We start from the raw sequence: 16,638 nt of genomic DNA, 5'->3' as shown, positions 1-16,638 counted from the left end.
TGCATATGGTCGATTGCGTTGAAAAAGGCTGGCAGTATTTCGTTTTAGTAGCTCCGCCGCGACGTGGCCGAACTGCTCTACCGACCCTATGCGAGCCTCCGGGTGGGCATCGGGATCAGCTTGGCCATCTTTCGAAGGTTTGTGGGCGGTGGCTGCGAGGATGAACTCGTCGCGCGCGCCGTTTGGACCTCGCAAACGCAAACGGTCGAGCTTGAGAATGCGCTTGAGGTGCGCGAACAACGTCTCGATTTTCTTGCGAAGCCGGCGCGAGGTGCCTCCCTCCCACGATCTCGCGATCTGGCGCGCCATGTCGCGAGCGCCCTCATAGATTGAGCGCGGCACTCTCCGTGAAGCCTGTTTGGGGCAACACCGAGCCTTCAATGCGCATCGATCACAATCGCGCTTGCTGGCGAGGTAAAGCATGGTGGCACCATCATTCACCAACGTTCCCGTCGTGGTAAGAACTTTGCCACCAGGGCAACGATAGATGTCCCCAGCATGGTCATAGGTGAAGTCTTCCCGCGAGAAGATCCCGTCTGTGCGGGGCCGACTTGTCGAAGACTGTAACGTGCGGCTTGATGCCGTGCTCATAGACTAGCCAGGCGAGCATCTCGGCCGAGCCATAGCCGCTGTCGCCGAGGAGCCGGCTCGGATAGAGATCAAAGCGCTCCAGCGAGCGCTCAATCATGCGCTTAGCGGTCAATATCTCCGCCTGCCGGATTGCCGTCGTTGCCTCAACATCGACGATGATCGCGTTCTCGATGTCGACCAGGTAGTTCGTCGAATAGGAGAAAAACGCTTGGCCGCCGTGCGCCCCGTCCAGCGCGCCGCCGGATCGGAGAGCGATATGAACTTCGGGGTGACCTCGGTCGCGGCTCCGAAAGCGGCATAGCCAGACGCTCATCGATTGCTCGACCGGCAGCATCCGGCAGAAGTCCCTTATCGCCTTCGATCCCCTTCTGCCGATTGGCATCGGCCTTGATCAGGCTCGCATCAACTGCAAATCCTTCACCGCCGACCAGTCGCTCCTCGATGCAGCGGCACAAGACGCTCTCGAACACGTGACGGAAGAGGTCGCTCTCCCGGAAGCGGCCATGCCTGTTCTTGGAGAATGTCGAGTGATCCGGCACCGCCCCATCCAGACCGAGCCGGCAGAACCACCGATAGGCCAGATTGAGGTGGACCTCATCGCACAGCCGCCGCTCCGATCGGATGCCGAAGCAGTAACCGATCAGGAGCATCCGGATCATCAGCTCGGGATCGATCGAACGTCGGCCGATGCTGCTGTAGAAAGGCGCCAGCTCCTGCCTGACCCGTTCAAGGTTGACAAACCTGTCGATCGACCGGAGCAAGTGGTCGGCGAGGATATGCCTTTCGAGCGAGAACTCATAGAACAACGCAGCCTGGTCGAGTTGCCGATGTCCCATCATGATCTTCAGTCCTGCCAATTAGACAGACTGAATCACTGATACCTCTGCGTCGCAACAGCCGCCATTTTCAACAGAATCGGCCATAAGCAAAAGTTGTAGCGGCGAGAGCAGCGAAGCTCGATTGGCACCTCACGTCGGAACGGCGATTTCGCAAACCAGCCCTTCCGCGCGCCAGTCAAACAGCACCTTCCCGCCAAGTGGATTGATCGTCCCTTCGATGAGCCGACTACCAAAACCCTTACGTTGGGGCGCATTTACCCTCGGTCCGCCCAGTTCGGTCCAGCGGAGCACCAGCTGTCCATCCTCGGCGCGCGACCAGGCCAATTCTATCCGGCCTCTTGTGTTGGATAGCGCTCCATACTTGATAGCATTGGTTGCTAACTCATGCAGGACAACAGCAATCGCCTGCGCAGCGATGGGTTCTAACACCGTCTGCAGCCCCTCCATCACAATCCGCTTCTGGTGACTCTCTTCGAGGTAAGGGGCAAACTCCTGCTTGGCGATCGCCGAGACTTCGGCTCCTATCCACCGCGTTTCAACAAACAGCGAGTGAACATTTGCCATCGCTTGGATGCGCCCGCTGATCACTTCCTTGAGGCCCTCGGAGGTGTCGGACTGAGAAAGGTTGATAATTGCCTGTACGTTAGAAAGGATGTTCTTGCTTCGATGCTCCGCCTCGCGAGCCAGAATGCTAATCTGCTCCTGAGTTCGCTTCTGCTGGGTAATATCTCTAGCAATTTTTGATGCGCCGACGATGTTGCCGTGGGCGTCTTTGACAGGAGAAACAGTTAGCGAAACGATGATTGAGCTACCATCCCGACGTCGCCGGACAGTCTCGAAATGGTCGATGCGCTCACCTCGTCGGATGCGGGTTAAAATCTCCCGTTCTTCGCTGAGCCGGTCTTGCGGAATCACGAGTGTAATGGGCTGACCAATAGCCTCCGTGGCCGAGTAACCGAAAATGCGCTCGGCCGCCTTGTTCCAACTCGTAATAATGCCATCTAGATTCTTGCTCACAATTCCATCGTCGCTGGACTCGACGATGGAGGCCAGAAGATTGGCCAATCGCTCAGCGCGCTCCAGAGCCCGCTCGCTGGCCAACGGCTTGAGTTGAAATCCCGACTCGTTTTTAGGCCCCAATGGCCGCTCCCCGAAACCCAGATGCTGCACCGCCGTTGGTGCCCAATCATAACACCAAATGCAAAGAGCTGCGACGTTTCCGCTGGGTCAAAAGCCGCCCTTGGCGGTCAGACCGGGCGACTTCCGCTTTATGACCGCAAGCCAACGTTTATGAGTACACGCCTCAGATCGAGCACTTTGCGATGTTCACGTGCGCTAAAGGGCCGCGACTGCTGTCCCCCTCGATGTGCTAGCTTCACACGGAAGCGAGCGGGGGACGTGGCTATCAAGGATAGGCCGTGGTTGACCAAGGACAATGGCAAGTAGCTGGAAATGCCGCTGAGACATACGAGGACGCCCTTGTTCCGGCTGTCTTCGCACCTTGGGCACCGCTCGTAGTTGCACTCGCAGACCCGCGAGCAGGTGAGCGCGTATTGGACGTCGCATGCGGTACCGGCGTGGTGGCGCGGCTCGCCGCGCAGCGAGTAGGCCCCGCCGGGAGCGTGACCGGTCTCGACCTGAATCCCGGTATGCTGGCGGTCGCCGCCTCAATCGCAGCTGCCCGCCCGACCACAAGCGCACCGATCACGTGGCAAGAGGCCAGCGCGACGAACATGCCTCTGCCTGCGGGGACATTCGATGTCGTGTACTGCCAATTGGGACTCCAGTTCTTTCCAGATCGACCCGCCGCACTGCGCGAGATGTATCGCGTGCTGGTACCTGGCGGCCGCCTCGGCTTTATGGTGTGGCAGGACATCCAATACAGTCCTGGGTTCAGCGCCTTAGCCGGTGCGCTTTCGCGGCACGTCAGCACTGAGGCGGCGAGCATAATGCGCGCTCCTTTTGCGCTCGCCGATGCCAAACAGCTACGCGCGCTTGTGGCTGCGGAAGGTTTCAGCGACATAACGATTGAGTCGGCTGCAGGAACCGTTCGTTTTCCGTCAGTTTCGCGGTTCGTGCAGGACTATGTGCGCGGATCGCCGCTCTCAGGCCATGTGGCCAAAGTCTCGGATGAAACCCGTAGGGTCTTGGTCAGCGAGGTAGAAGACGCGCTGACGTCTCATGTCGCCGATGATGGGTTAAAGTTTCCGATAAAGGCACACCTCGCCAGTGCGGTGAAGGGAGCATAGTGGTCGGACATAGCCGATGTTCAAATGAAGGTTTCGCTGGCGCTTGCGGGTTGGGGCCGACGTCCGGGATGGTCAAAAGCCGACCACGACGCCCCGCTCGACTTTGGTCGGCTTCCCTCCCGGCTGCGGACATTGGGGGCATTCTAAGAAAGGTCGGCTAGCGTCCACTGTTCACGATCCGCCTGCTTCACGAAGCGCCTCATCAGCTTCCCCCCACACAATGACCAGGGAATCTTAGAAAAGCATCGACGTTTTCACACGGCCAGGGCCACAAGACGAGCCCATTCGGTCAGGGCTGCGAGTCTGCTCTGCCTCAAGGGCGGACATCCCGGATTTATGAGTGCGTTCGTAGAGCGCGATGCGATCAGGTTGAATGGTCATAGCGAAGTCGGTGGGCTCCCGCTCGCAAGGAGTGCAGCGCGGCGGTCGAGAGACCGATTCAACCCGACCTCATCATGCTCCAGCAGGCCGTCGTCACGCCCGCGGTTCGCCGAGCGCGTGCATCAGCCGGTTGGTCTAGCCAAACAGCGCCGCCGACAACACCAGATCGAGCTATTCCAGCGTTTGAACGGCCTTGCCGAAATCAGTGCGAACATTACCCTGCCTACTAGCGCTCCCGCAAAGTTTCCTGCCGATAGCGGCGGAGCGGCGACAACAGATAGCTCAGGATGGTCCGCGATCCCGTCTTGATCTCCACCGTGACGGCCATGCCGGGCGACAGATTGACCATTCTGTCGTCGATCTGCATTTGGGTAGAATCGAGCGAGATTCGCGCGCTGTAGTTCAGTTCCTGGCCTTTCGGCTCGCTGCTCTCGCGTGCCGTACCCAGCGCCCGATCGCCGGCGCGATCCTGCGGGCGGTCGCGGATCACGGCGTCCTGTGACACCGACAGCACCTCGCCATGCAACAGGCCGTAGCGGGTGAAATTGAAAGTATCGACCTTGATTTCGGCTTGTTGTCCGGCATGGATGAAGCCGATATCGCCGTTCGACACCATGGCCTCGATCTCGAGCCGGCTCTCGCTCGGCACCACCACAAGCAGCTGCTGCGCCGGCGTCACTACGCCGCCAACGGTGTGAACCGCAAGCTGCTGCACCACGCCGTCCACCGGCGCCGTCAACTGCTGCAGCTTCGTTCTTTGCTCGGCCTTGATCAGGTCCTGGGTGAGCCCGCTCGCTTTCTGTTCGGCCTTGGCGAGGTCGTCGGAGATCGTGTGCCGATACTCCGCTGCCACTTGGCTGCGCGTCTCGCGAATCGCTGCGATGGCCGCTTCCGTCTCGTGCAAGCGACTGGTCTGAACCACAAGTTCCTCCTGCTGCTCGACCAGGAGCTGGAACACCTCGAAATAGGTCAGCTTCGAGCCCAGTTCCTTCTCCACAAGCATCTTGCGGATATCGACGCGTGATTGAATGACCGGAATGATGGTCTCCAGCTTGTGGATCGTCGCCCCTGTCGTGGCCAGTTCGGCTTCCTTCTGAGCTTGCTGTCGCGCGAGCGCGGCGATCTTGGCGCGATGCTCCGTCACCTGATTGAGCAGCAGCTGACGCTGCGTGTTGATCAGCTCCGGATCTACGCCGGCCGACGGCATGAAATCGGCCGCTGGATTCTCCGAAAGCGCCGCGTGCAAACGTGCGATATTGAGCCGCTCGGCAAGGAGGTCGTTGCGCAGATGATCTCGCTCCGCCTCGTTCGCGGTCGGATCGAGCTCGATCAGGACATCGCCGGCCCTGACCACCTGGCCGTCCTGTACCCGAATGGAGCGCACGACGGCGGTCTCGAACGGCTGGATGATCTTGACGCGACTGCTGGGAAGGACTTTGCCCGTGGCCGACGCGACGATATCGATCGTGCCCCACCAGGCCCAAGCCAGAGCCAGGCAGAACAAGACGACGATCGTACTGCCGATCGTGCGACCGAGCGGCGATGGCGGCGTCTCCACGATTTCAAGCGCGGCGGGGAGAAACGCCAGCTCTTCGCGGCGCCTCCCTCGCGGACTGCGGAACGCGATCACGTGTTGCGTTGACGGTTTAGGCGCCGCGAGTTCAGCCGACCTCATGGAATCCTCCCTGCAGCCGATGCAGCGACGCATAGCGGCCGCCGGTCTTGATCAATGTGTCGTGGCTGCCATCCTCGACCAGGCGGCCGCGATCGAGCGTCACGATGCGGTCCGCCGTCCGCACGGTCGACAGCCGGTGCGCGATCACCAGCACGGTCCGCCCGTTGGCGATATCCTTCATGTTCTGTTGAATGATTCGTTCGCTCTCATAGTCCAGCGCGCTGGTCGCTTCGTCGAAGATCAGGATGCGCGGGTCGGTGACGAGGGCCCGCGCAATGGCGATCCGCTGGCGCTGGCCGCCGGATAGAGTCGAACCGCGTTCGCCCACCATGGTGTCATAGCCTTCTGCGAGTTCGAGGATGAATTCATGCGCGCCTGCAAGCCGCGCCGCCGCGATCACGCGCTCCATCGGCATCGCCGGATCGGCAAGCGCGATGTTGTCGCGCACCGAGCGGTTGAACAGCATGTTTTCCTGCAGCACGACGCCGATCTGGCGGCGCAGCCAGGTGGGCTCGGCCATCGCGAGATCCATTCCGTCGACCAGCACGCGTCCGCGTTCCGGAACGTAAAGCCGCTGGACCAGCTTGGCGAACGTGCTCTTGCCGGACCCGGAAGGTCCGACAACGCCGACGATCTGGCCTGCCGGCACCTCGAACGAGACGTCGCGCAGGACTTCCTGCCCGTCCACGCGATAGCGGAACGAGACGTGGTCGAACTTGATGTCCCCCCGAATCGCCGGCAGCCGCGCCCGCGCCGCCGAATAGGTCGGCTCGGCGGCGGTGTTAAGAATATCACCGAGCCGTGCGATCGACAGGCGCGTCTGGTGGAAATCCTGCCAGAGCTGAGCAAGACGCAGCACCGGCGTACTCACCCTGCCGGCGAGGATATTGAAGGCGACCAGCTCGCCCACGGAAAGGCTGCCGTCGATCACGAGCCTTGCGCCACAGTAGAGGATACTTGCGGTGACGAGTTTGCTGACGAGCTGCACCGTCTGGCTTACACTGTTGCCGAGGCTCAGGACCCGGAAACTCGCAGCCACATAGCCCGCCAGCTGCTCTTCCCAGCGCCGCTGCATCTGCGGCTCGACCGCCATGGCCTTGACCGTCTCGATCCCGGTGACGCTCTCGACCAGGAAGGCCTGGTTCTCGGCGCCGCGGCGGAATTTCTCGTCCAGCCGCTGCCGGAACAGCGGCGTCGCTCCGGCGGAGATCGCGATATAGAATGGGAACGAGCCCAGCACGATCCAGCTGAGCAGCGGCGAGTAGAAGAACATCACGCCGACGAAGACGAAGGTGAAGAACAGGTCGATGAGCAGCGTCAGCGCCGAACTGGTGAGGAAGCTCCGGATGTTTTCCAGCTCGCGAACTCTGGCCACCGAATCGCCGACGCGACGCGCCTGAAAATAGGCCATCGGCAAAGCCAGCAATTGCCGAAACAGCCGTGCGCCGAGTTCGACGTCGATGCGGTTGGTGGTGTGCGCGAACAAATAGGTCCTCAGAATTCCCAGCACGGTCTCGAAAGCCGAGATCGTCACCAGCCCGAGCACGAGGACATCGAGCGTGCTCAGCGATCGATGCACCAGCACCTTGTCGATGACCACCTGGAAGAACAGCGGCGAAGCCAGGCCGAGCAGTTGCAGGAAGAATGAGGCGACCAGCACTTCACCCAGCAGATGCCGGTATTTCTGGATCGCGGCGACGAACCAGCTGATGTCGAATCGCCGCGCCATGTCGGACAATCCGGCACGTCGGGTCATCAGGATCAGCTGCCCATCCCAGATGGCGAGGAGTTCGTCCCGTGACATCAATGCTGGCCGAGGCGCAAGCGGCGACTGCACCAGCACCCGGTCCGCATCTGCCTTGGCAAGGAGAAGGAATCCGCCATCGCGCAGGGACGCGATGGCGGGCAAGGGCGTGCTGCCGAGCCGTGACCAATCGGTTCGGTAGGCACGGGCCTTGAGGCCGAGATCCCTGGCGCAGCGGAGCATATCCGCTGCGCCGATCCTGTCCGTTCCCAGCCGATGCCCGATCTGTCCGGCATCGGCCGCAACGCCCTGGAGATGCAGCAGCGTTACGAGGATTTCGAGACCCGGGTCGGTCGGTCTCGCACCATTGGTTTCGATGCTCATGGTTGTTCTCCAGGACGACGCCGTCGGCGTCAGGCGGCGTGCGGCTGAGCGAGCTGCGGCTGCTGGCTCAACGGCGGCTCGGCGACGGGCATCGCGCCGTGATCCGCTCCCGCCGAGACGAAGCTCGACGCCATGAACTGGCCGAGCAGGCTCGCGCTTGCCGCCGCCGTATGCGCGAGGCCTGGCGCCGCGCCCGGGATCACGACGTTGTGTCCCGCACCGCCATCGAGGACATTCTGCGGGCTGCCGCCGAGCAGAATGTCATCGTCCGCGCCGCCACTGAGGATCTCGCTGCCGTTCCCGCCGATCAGGACATCGTCGCCGCCGCCGCCATTGGCAGTGAGCAGGATGCCGTTGCGCAGTCCGGAAGCCGAGATCACATCGTCGCCGCCGAGGCCGTTGATGACGAGACGGTCGCCGGCGCCGACATTGGAGATGGTCACGTCCGTCGCAAGACCCGTCACCGTGATGACGCCGTTGCTTTCCGTGACATTGATCGCGTCGTCACCGTTGGTCGCATTGAGCACAACCGTGTCCGGCTGCGCGTCATTACCGCCGAGGTCGATGTTGACCTGACTGACGCTGGTGCCGGTCAGGTCGTTGACGGTGATGGTGTCCGCACCAGCTAGCGCATTGACATCGATGGTCTCGATGCCGGCGAGGTTCATCGAGACCGTGCCGACGTCGCGGGTTAGGGTGGCGCCGCTGCCCTTGGCCGAGACGGTCATGTTCTCGGTCACATTGGCGCCGTTGAACACCAGGGTGTCGTTGCCGTCACCGCCGTCGACTTTGTCGCTGCCGTCACCCGGATTCCAGACGAAGGTGTCGTCGCCCGCGCCGCCGAACAGCTGATCGTTGCCGCGGCCGCCGATGATGGTGTCGTTGCCGTCACCGCCGAGCAGCGTGTCGTTGCCGTCGCCACCGGTGATGGAGTCGTTGCCCGCACCGCCGTCTACGGTTAGCTTGATCAAGCTGGAAAGGCCGTTTCCGGCGGTGAAGACGTCGTCGCCGCCATTCATGTTGAGCACGATGTTCTCGGTGGTGCCGATATCGAGCGAGAACGGCGCCGGGCTGATGCGATCGAATCGTACGCGGGAGCCGTTGGCGGTGAGGATGAAGTTTTCGGCGCCGTTGCCGCCGTTGACCTGGGCGGTGTCGATGCCGTCGCCACCTTCCATCAGGTCGGTGCCATCGCCCGGATTCCAAACCATGAGATCGTTGCCGGCGCCGCCGAACATCTGGTCGTCGCCCGCGCCGCCAACCAGCGTGTCGCCGCCTCCGCCGCCGAACAGCAGGTCGTTGCCGCCCTTGCCGATCAGGGTGTCGTCGCCCGCGCCGCCGAACAGCCGATCGTTGCCGGAGCCGCCGGTGATGACGTCGTTGCCGGCGCCGCCGAACAGCTGAGCTGCCGGGAGTGCACCGTTGGCCTCGTCCAGCGCGATTGTGTCGTTGCCGCCGGTGCCGAACACCTGGATCAAGGAGGTGTTAGCGACCGTCGAGGTGCCCCCCGTGACCGGGACCGCGCCGCCATTCACGAGGATCGTTCCGGCCGCGGAGCGACTCACGGTGATCGAGTTGTTGAGATTGTCGTCGAACACCGACAGCAGGCCGGTGGTCGGAGAAAAGCCAGCTTTGATAGCCATGGTCGTCATCCTTCCAGAGGTTTCATGCCCCTTGACCGATACTTAGCCGCGAAGAGGATGACAGGCTTGAAGCCGGTCTTGAGAACGCCGTGATTTGCCTGAAGAAGCCCTGCTGATTTCCTGATTGTGCTATTGTGATCGGGCCGTGATCGGGCCGTGATCGCCTGAGCCCCCAGCCGGACGCGGCAAACACGCGCCGCGGCGCACCAAAGACGGTTGCAACCACGGTCGATGCGGTCCAAATCGCGACAGGCCGTTGCGGCAGTCCGGTCCAGGATACGAGCATGCAGTTTCATTTCGCCGATTACGTGCTTGATACCAGCGCCCGCGAGCTGCGGCTCAGGTCTGAACTGATTGCAGTCGAGCCCCAGGTCTACGACCTTCTGCTCTACCTGATCGAGAATCGCGATCGCGTCGTCACCAAGGACGATCTGGTTGCTTCGGTGTGGGGCGGCCGCGTCACCTCGGATGCGACGCTGACCAGCCGCGTCTATGCCGTGCGCAAGGCGGTCGGCGACAGCGGCCAGCAGCAGAAGCTGATCCGCACCATTTCGCGCAAGGGTCTGCGCTTCGTCGGCGAAGTGCGCACGCCGCCGATGGACGACGAGCTCGGAGAGCTTTGCGCGGAGCCGGACTTGAACGAATCCAGCGAGCGAATTGCGGCATTACCTCTGCCTGACCGTCCCGCCATCGCCGTGCTGCCTTTTGCCAACATGAGCGACGATCCGGACCAGGATTATTTCTCCGACGGCATCAGCGAGGACCTCATTACCGCGCTCTCGAAGCTGCGCTGGTTCTTTGTGATCGCGCGCAACTCGTCGTTTGCCTACAAGGGCAAGTCCGTCAACATCAAAGAGGTCGGGGCGACCCTCGGCGTCGGTTATGTCATCGAAGGCAGCGTGCGCAAGGAAGGCGATCGCGTGCGCATCACCGCGCAGCTCAACGACGTCGCCACCGGCAGCCACCTGTGGGCGGAGCGTTACGATCGCAGCCTCGCCGATGTGTTTGCCGTGCAGGACGAGATCACCGAGGCGATCGTTGCGTCGATCGAGCCGCAGCTCTATGCGGCGGAGCATTTTCACTCCAAACGCAAGACCCCGGACAGCATGGACGCCTGGGGTCTGGTGATGCGGGCGATGTCGCATTTCTGGCGGATCACGCCAGCCGACTATGTCAAAGCGCAGGAGCTGCTGGAGAAGGCGATTGCGATCGATCCGTACTACGGACAAGCGCTTGCCGTTCTGTCCGCCAGCCACACCTTTTGCGCCTACAATGGCTGGAGCGAGATGGCGACATCGGTGCCGATTGCCGAACGCGCGGCGCTGGCGGCAGTCCGCGCCGACAGCGAGGATCCCTGGGCGCATCATGCGCTGGGTTGCGTTCATGTGCTGCTGCGACGTTTCGACGAAGCGCTTGGCGAGTTTGAGCTGGCGCTGAAGCTCAATCCAAGCTTTGCGCTGGCACTTAGCGTGTACGGCCTGGCGCTGACGTTCAGCGGCCACTGGGAGGAAGCCGGCGTCGCCACCACGAAGGCGTTGCGCCTCAGCCCGCGCGATCCATTTGCGGCGATCTACAACGGCATCGCCGCCCATGCCCAGTTGGTCGGACGAAATTACGAGGAGGCGATGCGCCTGGCCGGAGCCAGCATTCGGCTTCGCACCGATCATGTCTCCGGCTACCGCATGCTGACTGCGGCGGCTGCGATGGCCGGACGAGGCGAAATCGCCACGGCTGCATTGCAGGAACTGCTCCGCAGACAGCCCGATTTCTCCCTAGCCTGGATCGGGAAGAACTTGCCGTTCAAATACGAGGCCGACCGCGAGCACTATCTAGAAGCCTTCCGCCGGGCCGGCTTGAGTTAGCTTGTGCTCTTCCTGGGCTCAAAGTACCACAAATCAGGATGACCGACAAAACCCCTCCCCGCCAGCCGCAATGTCGCAGATGGGTCAGAGGACTAAACCGCTCGCGCGGTAGGACGCCGCGGCTGGCGGCACGGCCAAGACGATAGCGCAACGGGGCGTCCTGTCTTGAGATCGAGGGGTTCGACAACCTCACTCAAGACAGGAGCATCCCCATGACCGACGAGGCAATGAGCCCGTTGCGCCGGCGCATGATCGAAGACATGACGATCCGCAAGTTGGCCCCGAAGACCCACATGACTACGTGCAAAGGGTCAAGAACTTCGCCGCATTTCTCGGGCGATCACCGGATACGGCGACCTTCGAGGACGTGCGCTGCTATCAGCTACATCTGACGGCAAGCGGCGTTGGCGCGCCGACCATCAACCAGACCGTCTCGACGCTGCGGTTCTTCTTTCGGGTCACACTCAAGCGCCACGAGATCGTCGAGCATACCCATGTCATTCACGAGCCGCGCAAGCTGCCGGTGGTACTGAGCGTGGAGGAAGTGGCACGGCTGCTCGATGCCGCACCGGGGCTCAAATACAAGGCGGCGCTGAGCGCGGCCTACGGTGCCGGGCTGCGTGCCAACGAGGTCGTCTCGCTCAAGGTCTCCGATATCGACAGCAAGCGGATGATCATCCGCGTCGAGCAGGGCAAGGGCGGCAAGGACCGCAATGTCATGCTGTCGCCCAGCCTGCTCGCGCTGCTACGGGCCTGGTGGAAGATGGCTCGGCCGCAAGGCTGGCTGTTCCCTGGCCGTGACCCGGCCCAGCCAATGACCACACGCCAGCTCAACCGTGCCTGCCACGCCGCCGCCCCAGATGGCGGAGATCAACAAGCGCGTCTCGCTGCACACCTTGCGGCACAGCTTCGCCACCCACCTGCTTGAGCAGAACATCGACGTCCGCGTCATCCAGGTGCTGCTCGGCCACGCCAAGCTCGACACCACCCCGCTCTATACCCGCGTCGCCACCAAGACGATCAGCGAGGTCATGAGCCCGCTGGAGCATATCACGCTGAAGCTCAAGGAGGTCCGACCGCCCGGCTGACGGCGCTTGTGTCGCGCCCGTTGCGGATATTTTCCGCAGCCATGGCGTAGCATGGCGCAAAGCCCATGCCGGCCATGTCAGCCTCGACCAGTTGAAGGTGATGTCGGCGATCGAGCGCTGCCGCACGGTGGCGCTCGGCGGCCATGTCGCGCGCTGCGCGGACTGCGCCTACACGACGATCGCCTACAACTCCTGCCGCAACCGGCATTGCCCGAAGTGCCAAGGCGCCGCCGCAAAGGAGTGGCTCGCCGATCGCGAGGCCGAGCTGTTGCCCGTGCCGTACTACCACCTGGTGTTCACACTCCCAGGAGCGATCGCCGACATCGCCTACCAGAACAAGGCCGTCCTCTACGACCTGCTGTTCAAGGTCTCGGCCGAGACCATGCTGACGATCGCCGCCGATCCGAAGCATCTGGGGGCCAGGATCGGCATCACCTCCGTGCTGCACACCTGCGGCTCGGCGCTGACCCATCACCCCCACGTGCACATGATCGTGCCGGGCGGCGGCATCTCGCCCGATGGTCAGCGCTGGGTGTCCTGCCGGCCCGGATTCTTCCTCCCCGTGCGCGTGCTCTCCCGCCTGTTCCGGCGATTGTTCCTTCAGAAGCTCGTCGCCGCCCATCAAGCCGGCCGCCTGAGCTTCTTTGGCGACAACAGCCAGCTCGCTGATACCCCATGCTTCGCAGCCTTCCTGGCGCCGCTGCGCAAAACCAAGTGGCGTCTATGCAAAGCGTCCGTTCGGTGGACCGGAGGCGGTGCTGGCCTATTTGTCGCGCTACACCCACCGGGTTGCCATCGCCAACAGCCGCTTGATCGCTTGCGACCAGCAGCGCGTCACCTTCAAATGGAAGGACTACCGCATCGAGGGCCGCTGATCGATACAGGCAGATGACGCTCGCCACAGACGAGTTCATCCGCCGCTTCCTCATCCACGTGCTGCCCAAGGGCCTTCACCGCATCCGCCATTACGGCCTGTTCGCCAAAGGCGCTTGCGCCGACAACATCGCACGCGTCCGCGAGCTGCTCACCGGTGCAAAGCCTGAAGCCAATCCCACCGCGGCTGCCGTCGATGCCAACAAGCCGGCTTGCCCATGCTGCGGCGGTCGCATGATCATCATCGAGGTCTTCGAGCGCGGTTGTACGCCACGGCATCGGCCGACAGCTCCAACGAACCGCATCAGGATCGACACCTCATGACCACGTCGCTGTCCTGCAAATCTATTCGTAGTGCTCGCTGCCTCTCGGCCAGCCACGGCAGAGCGCGCTCAGATATCCACCGCCCGCCACAACGCGCTCGACAATTTGTCGAGCTCGACACCACCCGCCGCGCATTCGCCAGCCGATTCACCCTCAAACACCTCGTTGCATCGGCTCGATTCAAATCAGCCAATTCGCCCGCGGCAGTCAAATCCCCATAGCGCCTGCGGCACCGCCTACGTTTCCCTTAAGCGCGGTTTCCTTGTATGGGCTTTGTCAAGGGAGGCGTTTAAATAGGCGATAGGTCGGCGCATCTTTTCCTTCGTCAGTTTCTTTGTTCGATCTGAGGCCGTTTCTTCGTCCCGACCCGCACTTCGCTTGCGCTGGCGCGCGCAGAAGCTGTCAAGGTTGGCCGCCGCACGAATCGTACGACAGGCTCCGCCGTTGCCAGGCCACACCTTGACAGCTTCGAGCACGACGGCATCGCTTGGTGCGATCGGGATGACGATCGGAGGGGAGCCCGCTTGCGGGCGCGATCAATCGCGCCACAACCTTGTATCCGGTGGGTCCAAGGACCCCGAACCATGATGCAGTCATGCGCATCGGCAGCGAAGCTCCGAAGCGGCGGACCCATTCTCCCTTTCGGCATCGAAGCCAAGGAAACACGTCGGGACCCCGCCACCTCGAACCGTCATCGGCGACACCGTCACAGGCGGACGGAAGGCCGAAACTGTTGGGGTGTCCTTCCTCCGTTCATGATGCCGGCCGCAGAACGACGCCGTCCGGCACTACGCCCTCCCGCACGAGTCGCCACAGAGCGATCAGGAGCTTGCGCGCCAAGGCCACGATCATGGTCTTGCGCGTCCCGCGGGCATTCTCGGTACGAGTTCGAAACCACTGCGCCAAGACGCTGTCCTTCTGGAATCTGAGAAATCGCCACGCCAATTCGATCATGCCTCGTCTCACTCGGGCATTGCCGGAACGGGTCAGCCCTCTCTCCCGGCGTTTTCTGCCGCTTTCGTCAGGCGAGCCAGTGAGGCCGGCATAACGCGCTATCGCCCTTCGGTCGCGCATGCTTCGCGATAGTACCTCCTGCACCAGCATGTCGCCGGTCTCGACACCAACCCCGATTACCCGCGCCAACAGGCGCTCCATTGCGTGTGGTCCATCACTGGGCGTTTGCTTGAGACGCTCCAGGCGAGCCTCCTCGATCTGCCGTATCTGATCGCTGACGAGCCGCCGGCGCGCCATGTCGCGACGCAGCTCAGCCAGGGTGTTGGGCGGGATCGGCTCTCCTTCGGGGGTGCGCAAGCCGTCAAGGCGTTCGGCGGCTTTCTTCAGCTTGGGATTGAAGCCGCGGATGCCGAGCCGTATCAACGCTGCTTTCATTCGGTTGACGATCCGACTTTGCTCTCCGACAAGGCTCTCGCGCTCACGGGTGGGGCGCTTGGCATCTTCGTCCTTGATTGTCGGGATCGCGACCATCTTGCAGTGATCACGCTCGCCCCGCAACCAGCCGAGAAAAGAGCGTTTCAGCAGTTCGGTGTCGAGACGATCGGTCTTGGCGCGCCGGTGCTCGCGCGATACCGCTATGCTCGATGCGTGAATGACATGCGCCTCGATGTCGCGCACCCTGAGCCAGCGGGCCAGCCAGAAACCGTCACGGCCGGCCTCGAAAGCGACCGCGATGCGTTCGATGCGGTGTCCTGCCTTCCGCGCCTCTTCTCGCCAGCGATTGAGCAGCTTCAGCAAGGCGTTCTCGTCGACCTCAAGCTTCTTCGACGGCTGGCGCTCGACACCAGGCACAATCCCCGCAACGAGCCAGCTCGACAGGCTCATCTCGATCACAGCGATCAGCGTACCGTCCGGTTTGAGGGGTGTGAGGGATCGGCTCAGGTCGTTCAACTTCTGCATGGGGTGCTCCATCGGTTCACATCAGCGCCGATGAATGCCATATCCTCACCGTCCTCACCGCCGCCGCCCGCACCATAGCATCTCCCTTGGAGGCTTTCGGACGCCGGCCGCCGAATGTGCCGCGCCGTCAGTCATGCGGCCGGCATCCGAAACCCTTCACAAAAGCGCCGTTCGGAAGCTCGGCCACCCGCTTCCGGTCTACCCCGACGAGCTGACAATTCAGGGGGCGCCCGGACTTCGCATTCGGGTCACTTCCGGCCTCATGCGCCACGGCAAACTGCCCGACTACTCGATCATCTCGTCGGCGTGGGCAGGACCGTATTGGAGCCGACCGAGAAGGTTCAGCGCCCAACCGATCCTAACGCATCGAGGTAACACGGTTGGTACATCGCCTGCAGTTGCTTGCCGCGCAGGAAGATCATCTGCGGCGTTAACCCGCCGCGCGCGGCGATCCACCGCCGCACCGATGTTGGATACATCGAATACAGCATCATAGTTGCTTCGCGATTGGTGAAGGTGCGGCCGTTGATGCCGAACCCGTAGTTCTACGGGTGGGATGGACGCGGCCTTGAATTAACCAAGGGAAATCTTTCGGGATGGGTTTTCAAACCGACCCACCACCGCACCCGCCCGCTCAACGCGCCGTAGGCCAAATGGCCGAGCAGCGGATTTCTACTGCGGGTTGCAGGTTCGAACCTTGCCGGATCGTCAGTTCACTCGCCCGAGCGCAGCGGGTCTGTCAACCGCGTTGAGCATCGCTGACTCGTTTCCGGCCAAAAGCTCAGGAGTCGGCGACGTCACGGGGGTTCGTTCGGGCTACCACAACAACGAGTTCCCCTAGTCGCGGGTGCGTTTGAGCCGATCCAGGCGCAGCCTCTGCGCTCTCATGCGCCTTATTTCTTCGTCGAGCGCGCTCATTTTCTCGTCATGACGTTCGTTCTTCGACTTCGGCTCATCGCTATTTCGCAATTTCTTTAGCGCCTTTTCGACCGAGAGTTTTGGGGTGTCAGCCATTGATCCTCCGAAGCGATCCCTTCGATTCAAATTGGAGCTAGCAACAGTCAGTTGAGG

At 62.3% G+C, this 16,638-nt stretch carries 8 protein-coding genes and 4 pseudogenes; 4 read left to right on the top strand and 8 right to left on the bottom strand.

Annotated features, from left to right (window positions below; all coding sequences use genetic code 11):
* Window positions 1–86 precede the first annotated feature (86 nt).
* Together J2R76_RS00150 and J2R76_RS00145 are read right to left on the bottom strand one after the other, a co-directional pair.
* Window positions 87–1,430 (bottom strand): annotated as a pseudogene (locus J2R76_RS00150) (transposase).
* A 129-nt stretch (window positions 1,431–1,559) separates the two neighbouring features.
* Window positions 1,560–2,495, bottom strand: coding sequence for a PAS domain S-box protein (locus J2R76_RS00145; RefSeq protein ID WP_253623537.1), 936 nt, complete (start codon window positions 2,493–2,495; stop codon window positions 1,560–1,562).
* Window positions 2,496–2,848: 353 nt separating this feature from the next.
* Between J2R76_RS00145 and J2R76_RS00140 the strand changes: the two genes are divergently transcribed.
* Window positions 2,849–3,679, top strand: a complete 831-nt coding sequence (locus J2R76_RS00140; RefSeq protein WP_063790114.1) for a methyltransferase domain-containing protein — start codon at window positions 2,849–2,851, stop codon at window positions 3,677–3,679.
* A 607-nt stretch (window positions 3,680–4,286) separates the two neighbouring features.
* Here J2R76_RS00140 and J2R76_RS00135 read toward each other — a convergent pair.
* The 3 genes from J2R76_RS00135 to J2R76_RS00125 are packed head-to-tail and all read right to left on the bottom strand — an operon-like array spanning window position 4,287 to window position 9,506.
* Window positions 4,287–5,735 (bottom strand): HlyD family type I secretion periplasmic adaptor subunit, encoded by a 1,449-nt coding sequence (locus J2R76_RS00135; RefSeq protein ID WP_253623536.1) that lies wholly within the window; start codon window positions 5,733–5,735, stop codon window positions 4,287–4,289.
* On the bottom strand, window positions 5,722–7,863 hold the full coding sequence (locus J2R76_RS00130; protein ID WP_057018186.1) for a type I secretion system permease/ATPase: 2,142 nt from the start codon (window positions 7,861–7,863) through the stop codon (window positions 5,722–5,724). Before J2R76_RS00130 ends, J2R76_RS00135 begins: the two co-directional genes overlap by 14 nt.
* A gap of 29 nt (window positions 7,864–7,892) precedes the next feature.
* Window positions 7,893–9,506: a calcium-binding protein gene (locus J2R76_RS00125; RefSeq protein WP_253623535.1), complete on the bottom strand. Its 1,614-nt coding sequence runs from the start codon at window positions 9,504–9,506 to the stop codon at window positions 7,893–7,895.
* 284 nt (window positions 9,507–9,790) lie between these two features.
* Here J2R76_RS00125 and J2R76_RS00120 point away from each other — a divergent pair, with 284 nt between their 5' ends.
* The 3 genes and pseudogenes from J2R76_RS00120 to J2R76_RS00110 all read left to right on the top strand — a co-directional run bounded on the left by J2R76_RS00120 (window position 9,791) and on the right by J2R76_RS00110 (window position 13,653).
* Window positions 9,791–11,368 (top strand): winged helix-turn-helix domain-containing protein, encoded by a 1,578-nt coding sequence (locus J2R76_RS00120; protein ID WP_253623534.1) that lies wholly within the window; start codon window positions 9,791–9,793, stop codon window positions 11,366–11,368.
* A gap of 301 nt (window positions 11,369–11,669) precedes the next feature.
* A pseudogene (locus J2R76_RS00115) lies at window positions 11,670–12,456 on the top strand (tyrosine-type recombinase/integrase).
* A gap of 28 nt (window positions 12,457–12,484) precedes the next feature.
* Window positions 12,485–13,653 (top strand): annotated as a pseudogene (locus J2R76_RS00110) (IS91 family transposase).
* Between the two features lie 753 nt (window positions 13,654–14,406).
* Here the strand turns inward: J2R76_RS00110 and J2R76_RS00105 are convergent.
* The 3 genes and pseudogenes from J2R76_RS00105 to J2R76_RS00095 form a co-directional block, all read right to left on the bottom strand.
* Window positions 14,407–15,567, bottom strand: coding sequence for an IS110 family transposase (locus J2R76_RS00105; RefSeq protein WP_083715145.1), 1,161 nt, complete (start codon window positions 15,565–15,567; stop codon window positions 14,407–14,409).
* Between the two features lie 341 nt (window positions 15,568–15,908).
* Window positions 15,909–16,109 (bottom strand): annotated as a pseudogene (locus tag J2R76_RS00100) (hypothetical protein); the annotation flags it as partial.
* Window positions 16,110–16,404: 295 nt separating this feature from the next.
* Window positions 16,405–16,581 (bottom strand): hypothetical protein, encoded by a 177-nt coding sequence (locus tag J2R76_RS00095; protein WP_194295329.1) that lies wholly within the window; start codon window positions 16,579–16,581, stop codon window positions 16,405–16,407.
* Window positions 16,582–16,638: the final 57 nt, after the last annotated feature.

Source organism: Bradyrhizobium sp. USDA 4532, from assembly GCF_024171315.1.
Taxonomy (GTDB): domain Bacteria; phylum Pseudomonadota; class Alphaproteobacteria; order Rhizobiales; family Xanthobacteraceae; genus Bradyrhizobium; species Bradyrhizobium australafricanum.
Note: the sequence above shows the minus strand (reverse complement) of the source record. Positions and strands in the feature narration are given on the sequence as shown.

Coding starts and splice junctions, on each gene's coding strand:
- J2R76_RS00135 (WP_253623536.1), bottom strand. CDS start 5,735: ATGAGGTCGGCTGAACTCGCGGCGCCTAAACCGTCAACGCAACACGTG.
- J2R76_RS00130 (WP_057018186.1), bottom strand. CDS start 7,863: ATGAGCATCGAAACCAATGGTGCGAGACCGACCGACCCGGGTCTCGAA.
- J2R76_RS00125 (WP_253623535.1), bottom strand. CDS start 9,506: ATGGCTATCAAAGCTGGCTTTTCTCCGACCACCGGCCTGCTGTCGGTG.
- J2R76_RS00120 (WP_253623534.1), top strand. CDS start 9,791: ATGCAGTTTCATTTCGCCGATTACGTGCTTGATACCAGCGCCCGCGAG.
- J2R76_RS00105 (WP_083715145.1), bottom strand. CDS start 15,567: ATGCAGAAGTTGAACGACCTGAGCCGATCCCTCACACCCCTCAAACCG.
- J2R76_RS00095 (WP_194295329.1), bottom strand. CDS start 16,581: ATGGCTGACACCCCAAAACTCTCGGTCGAAAAGGCGCTAAAGAAATTG.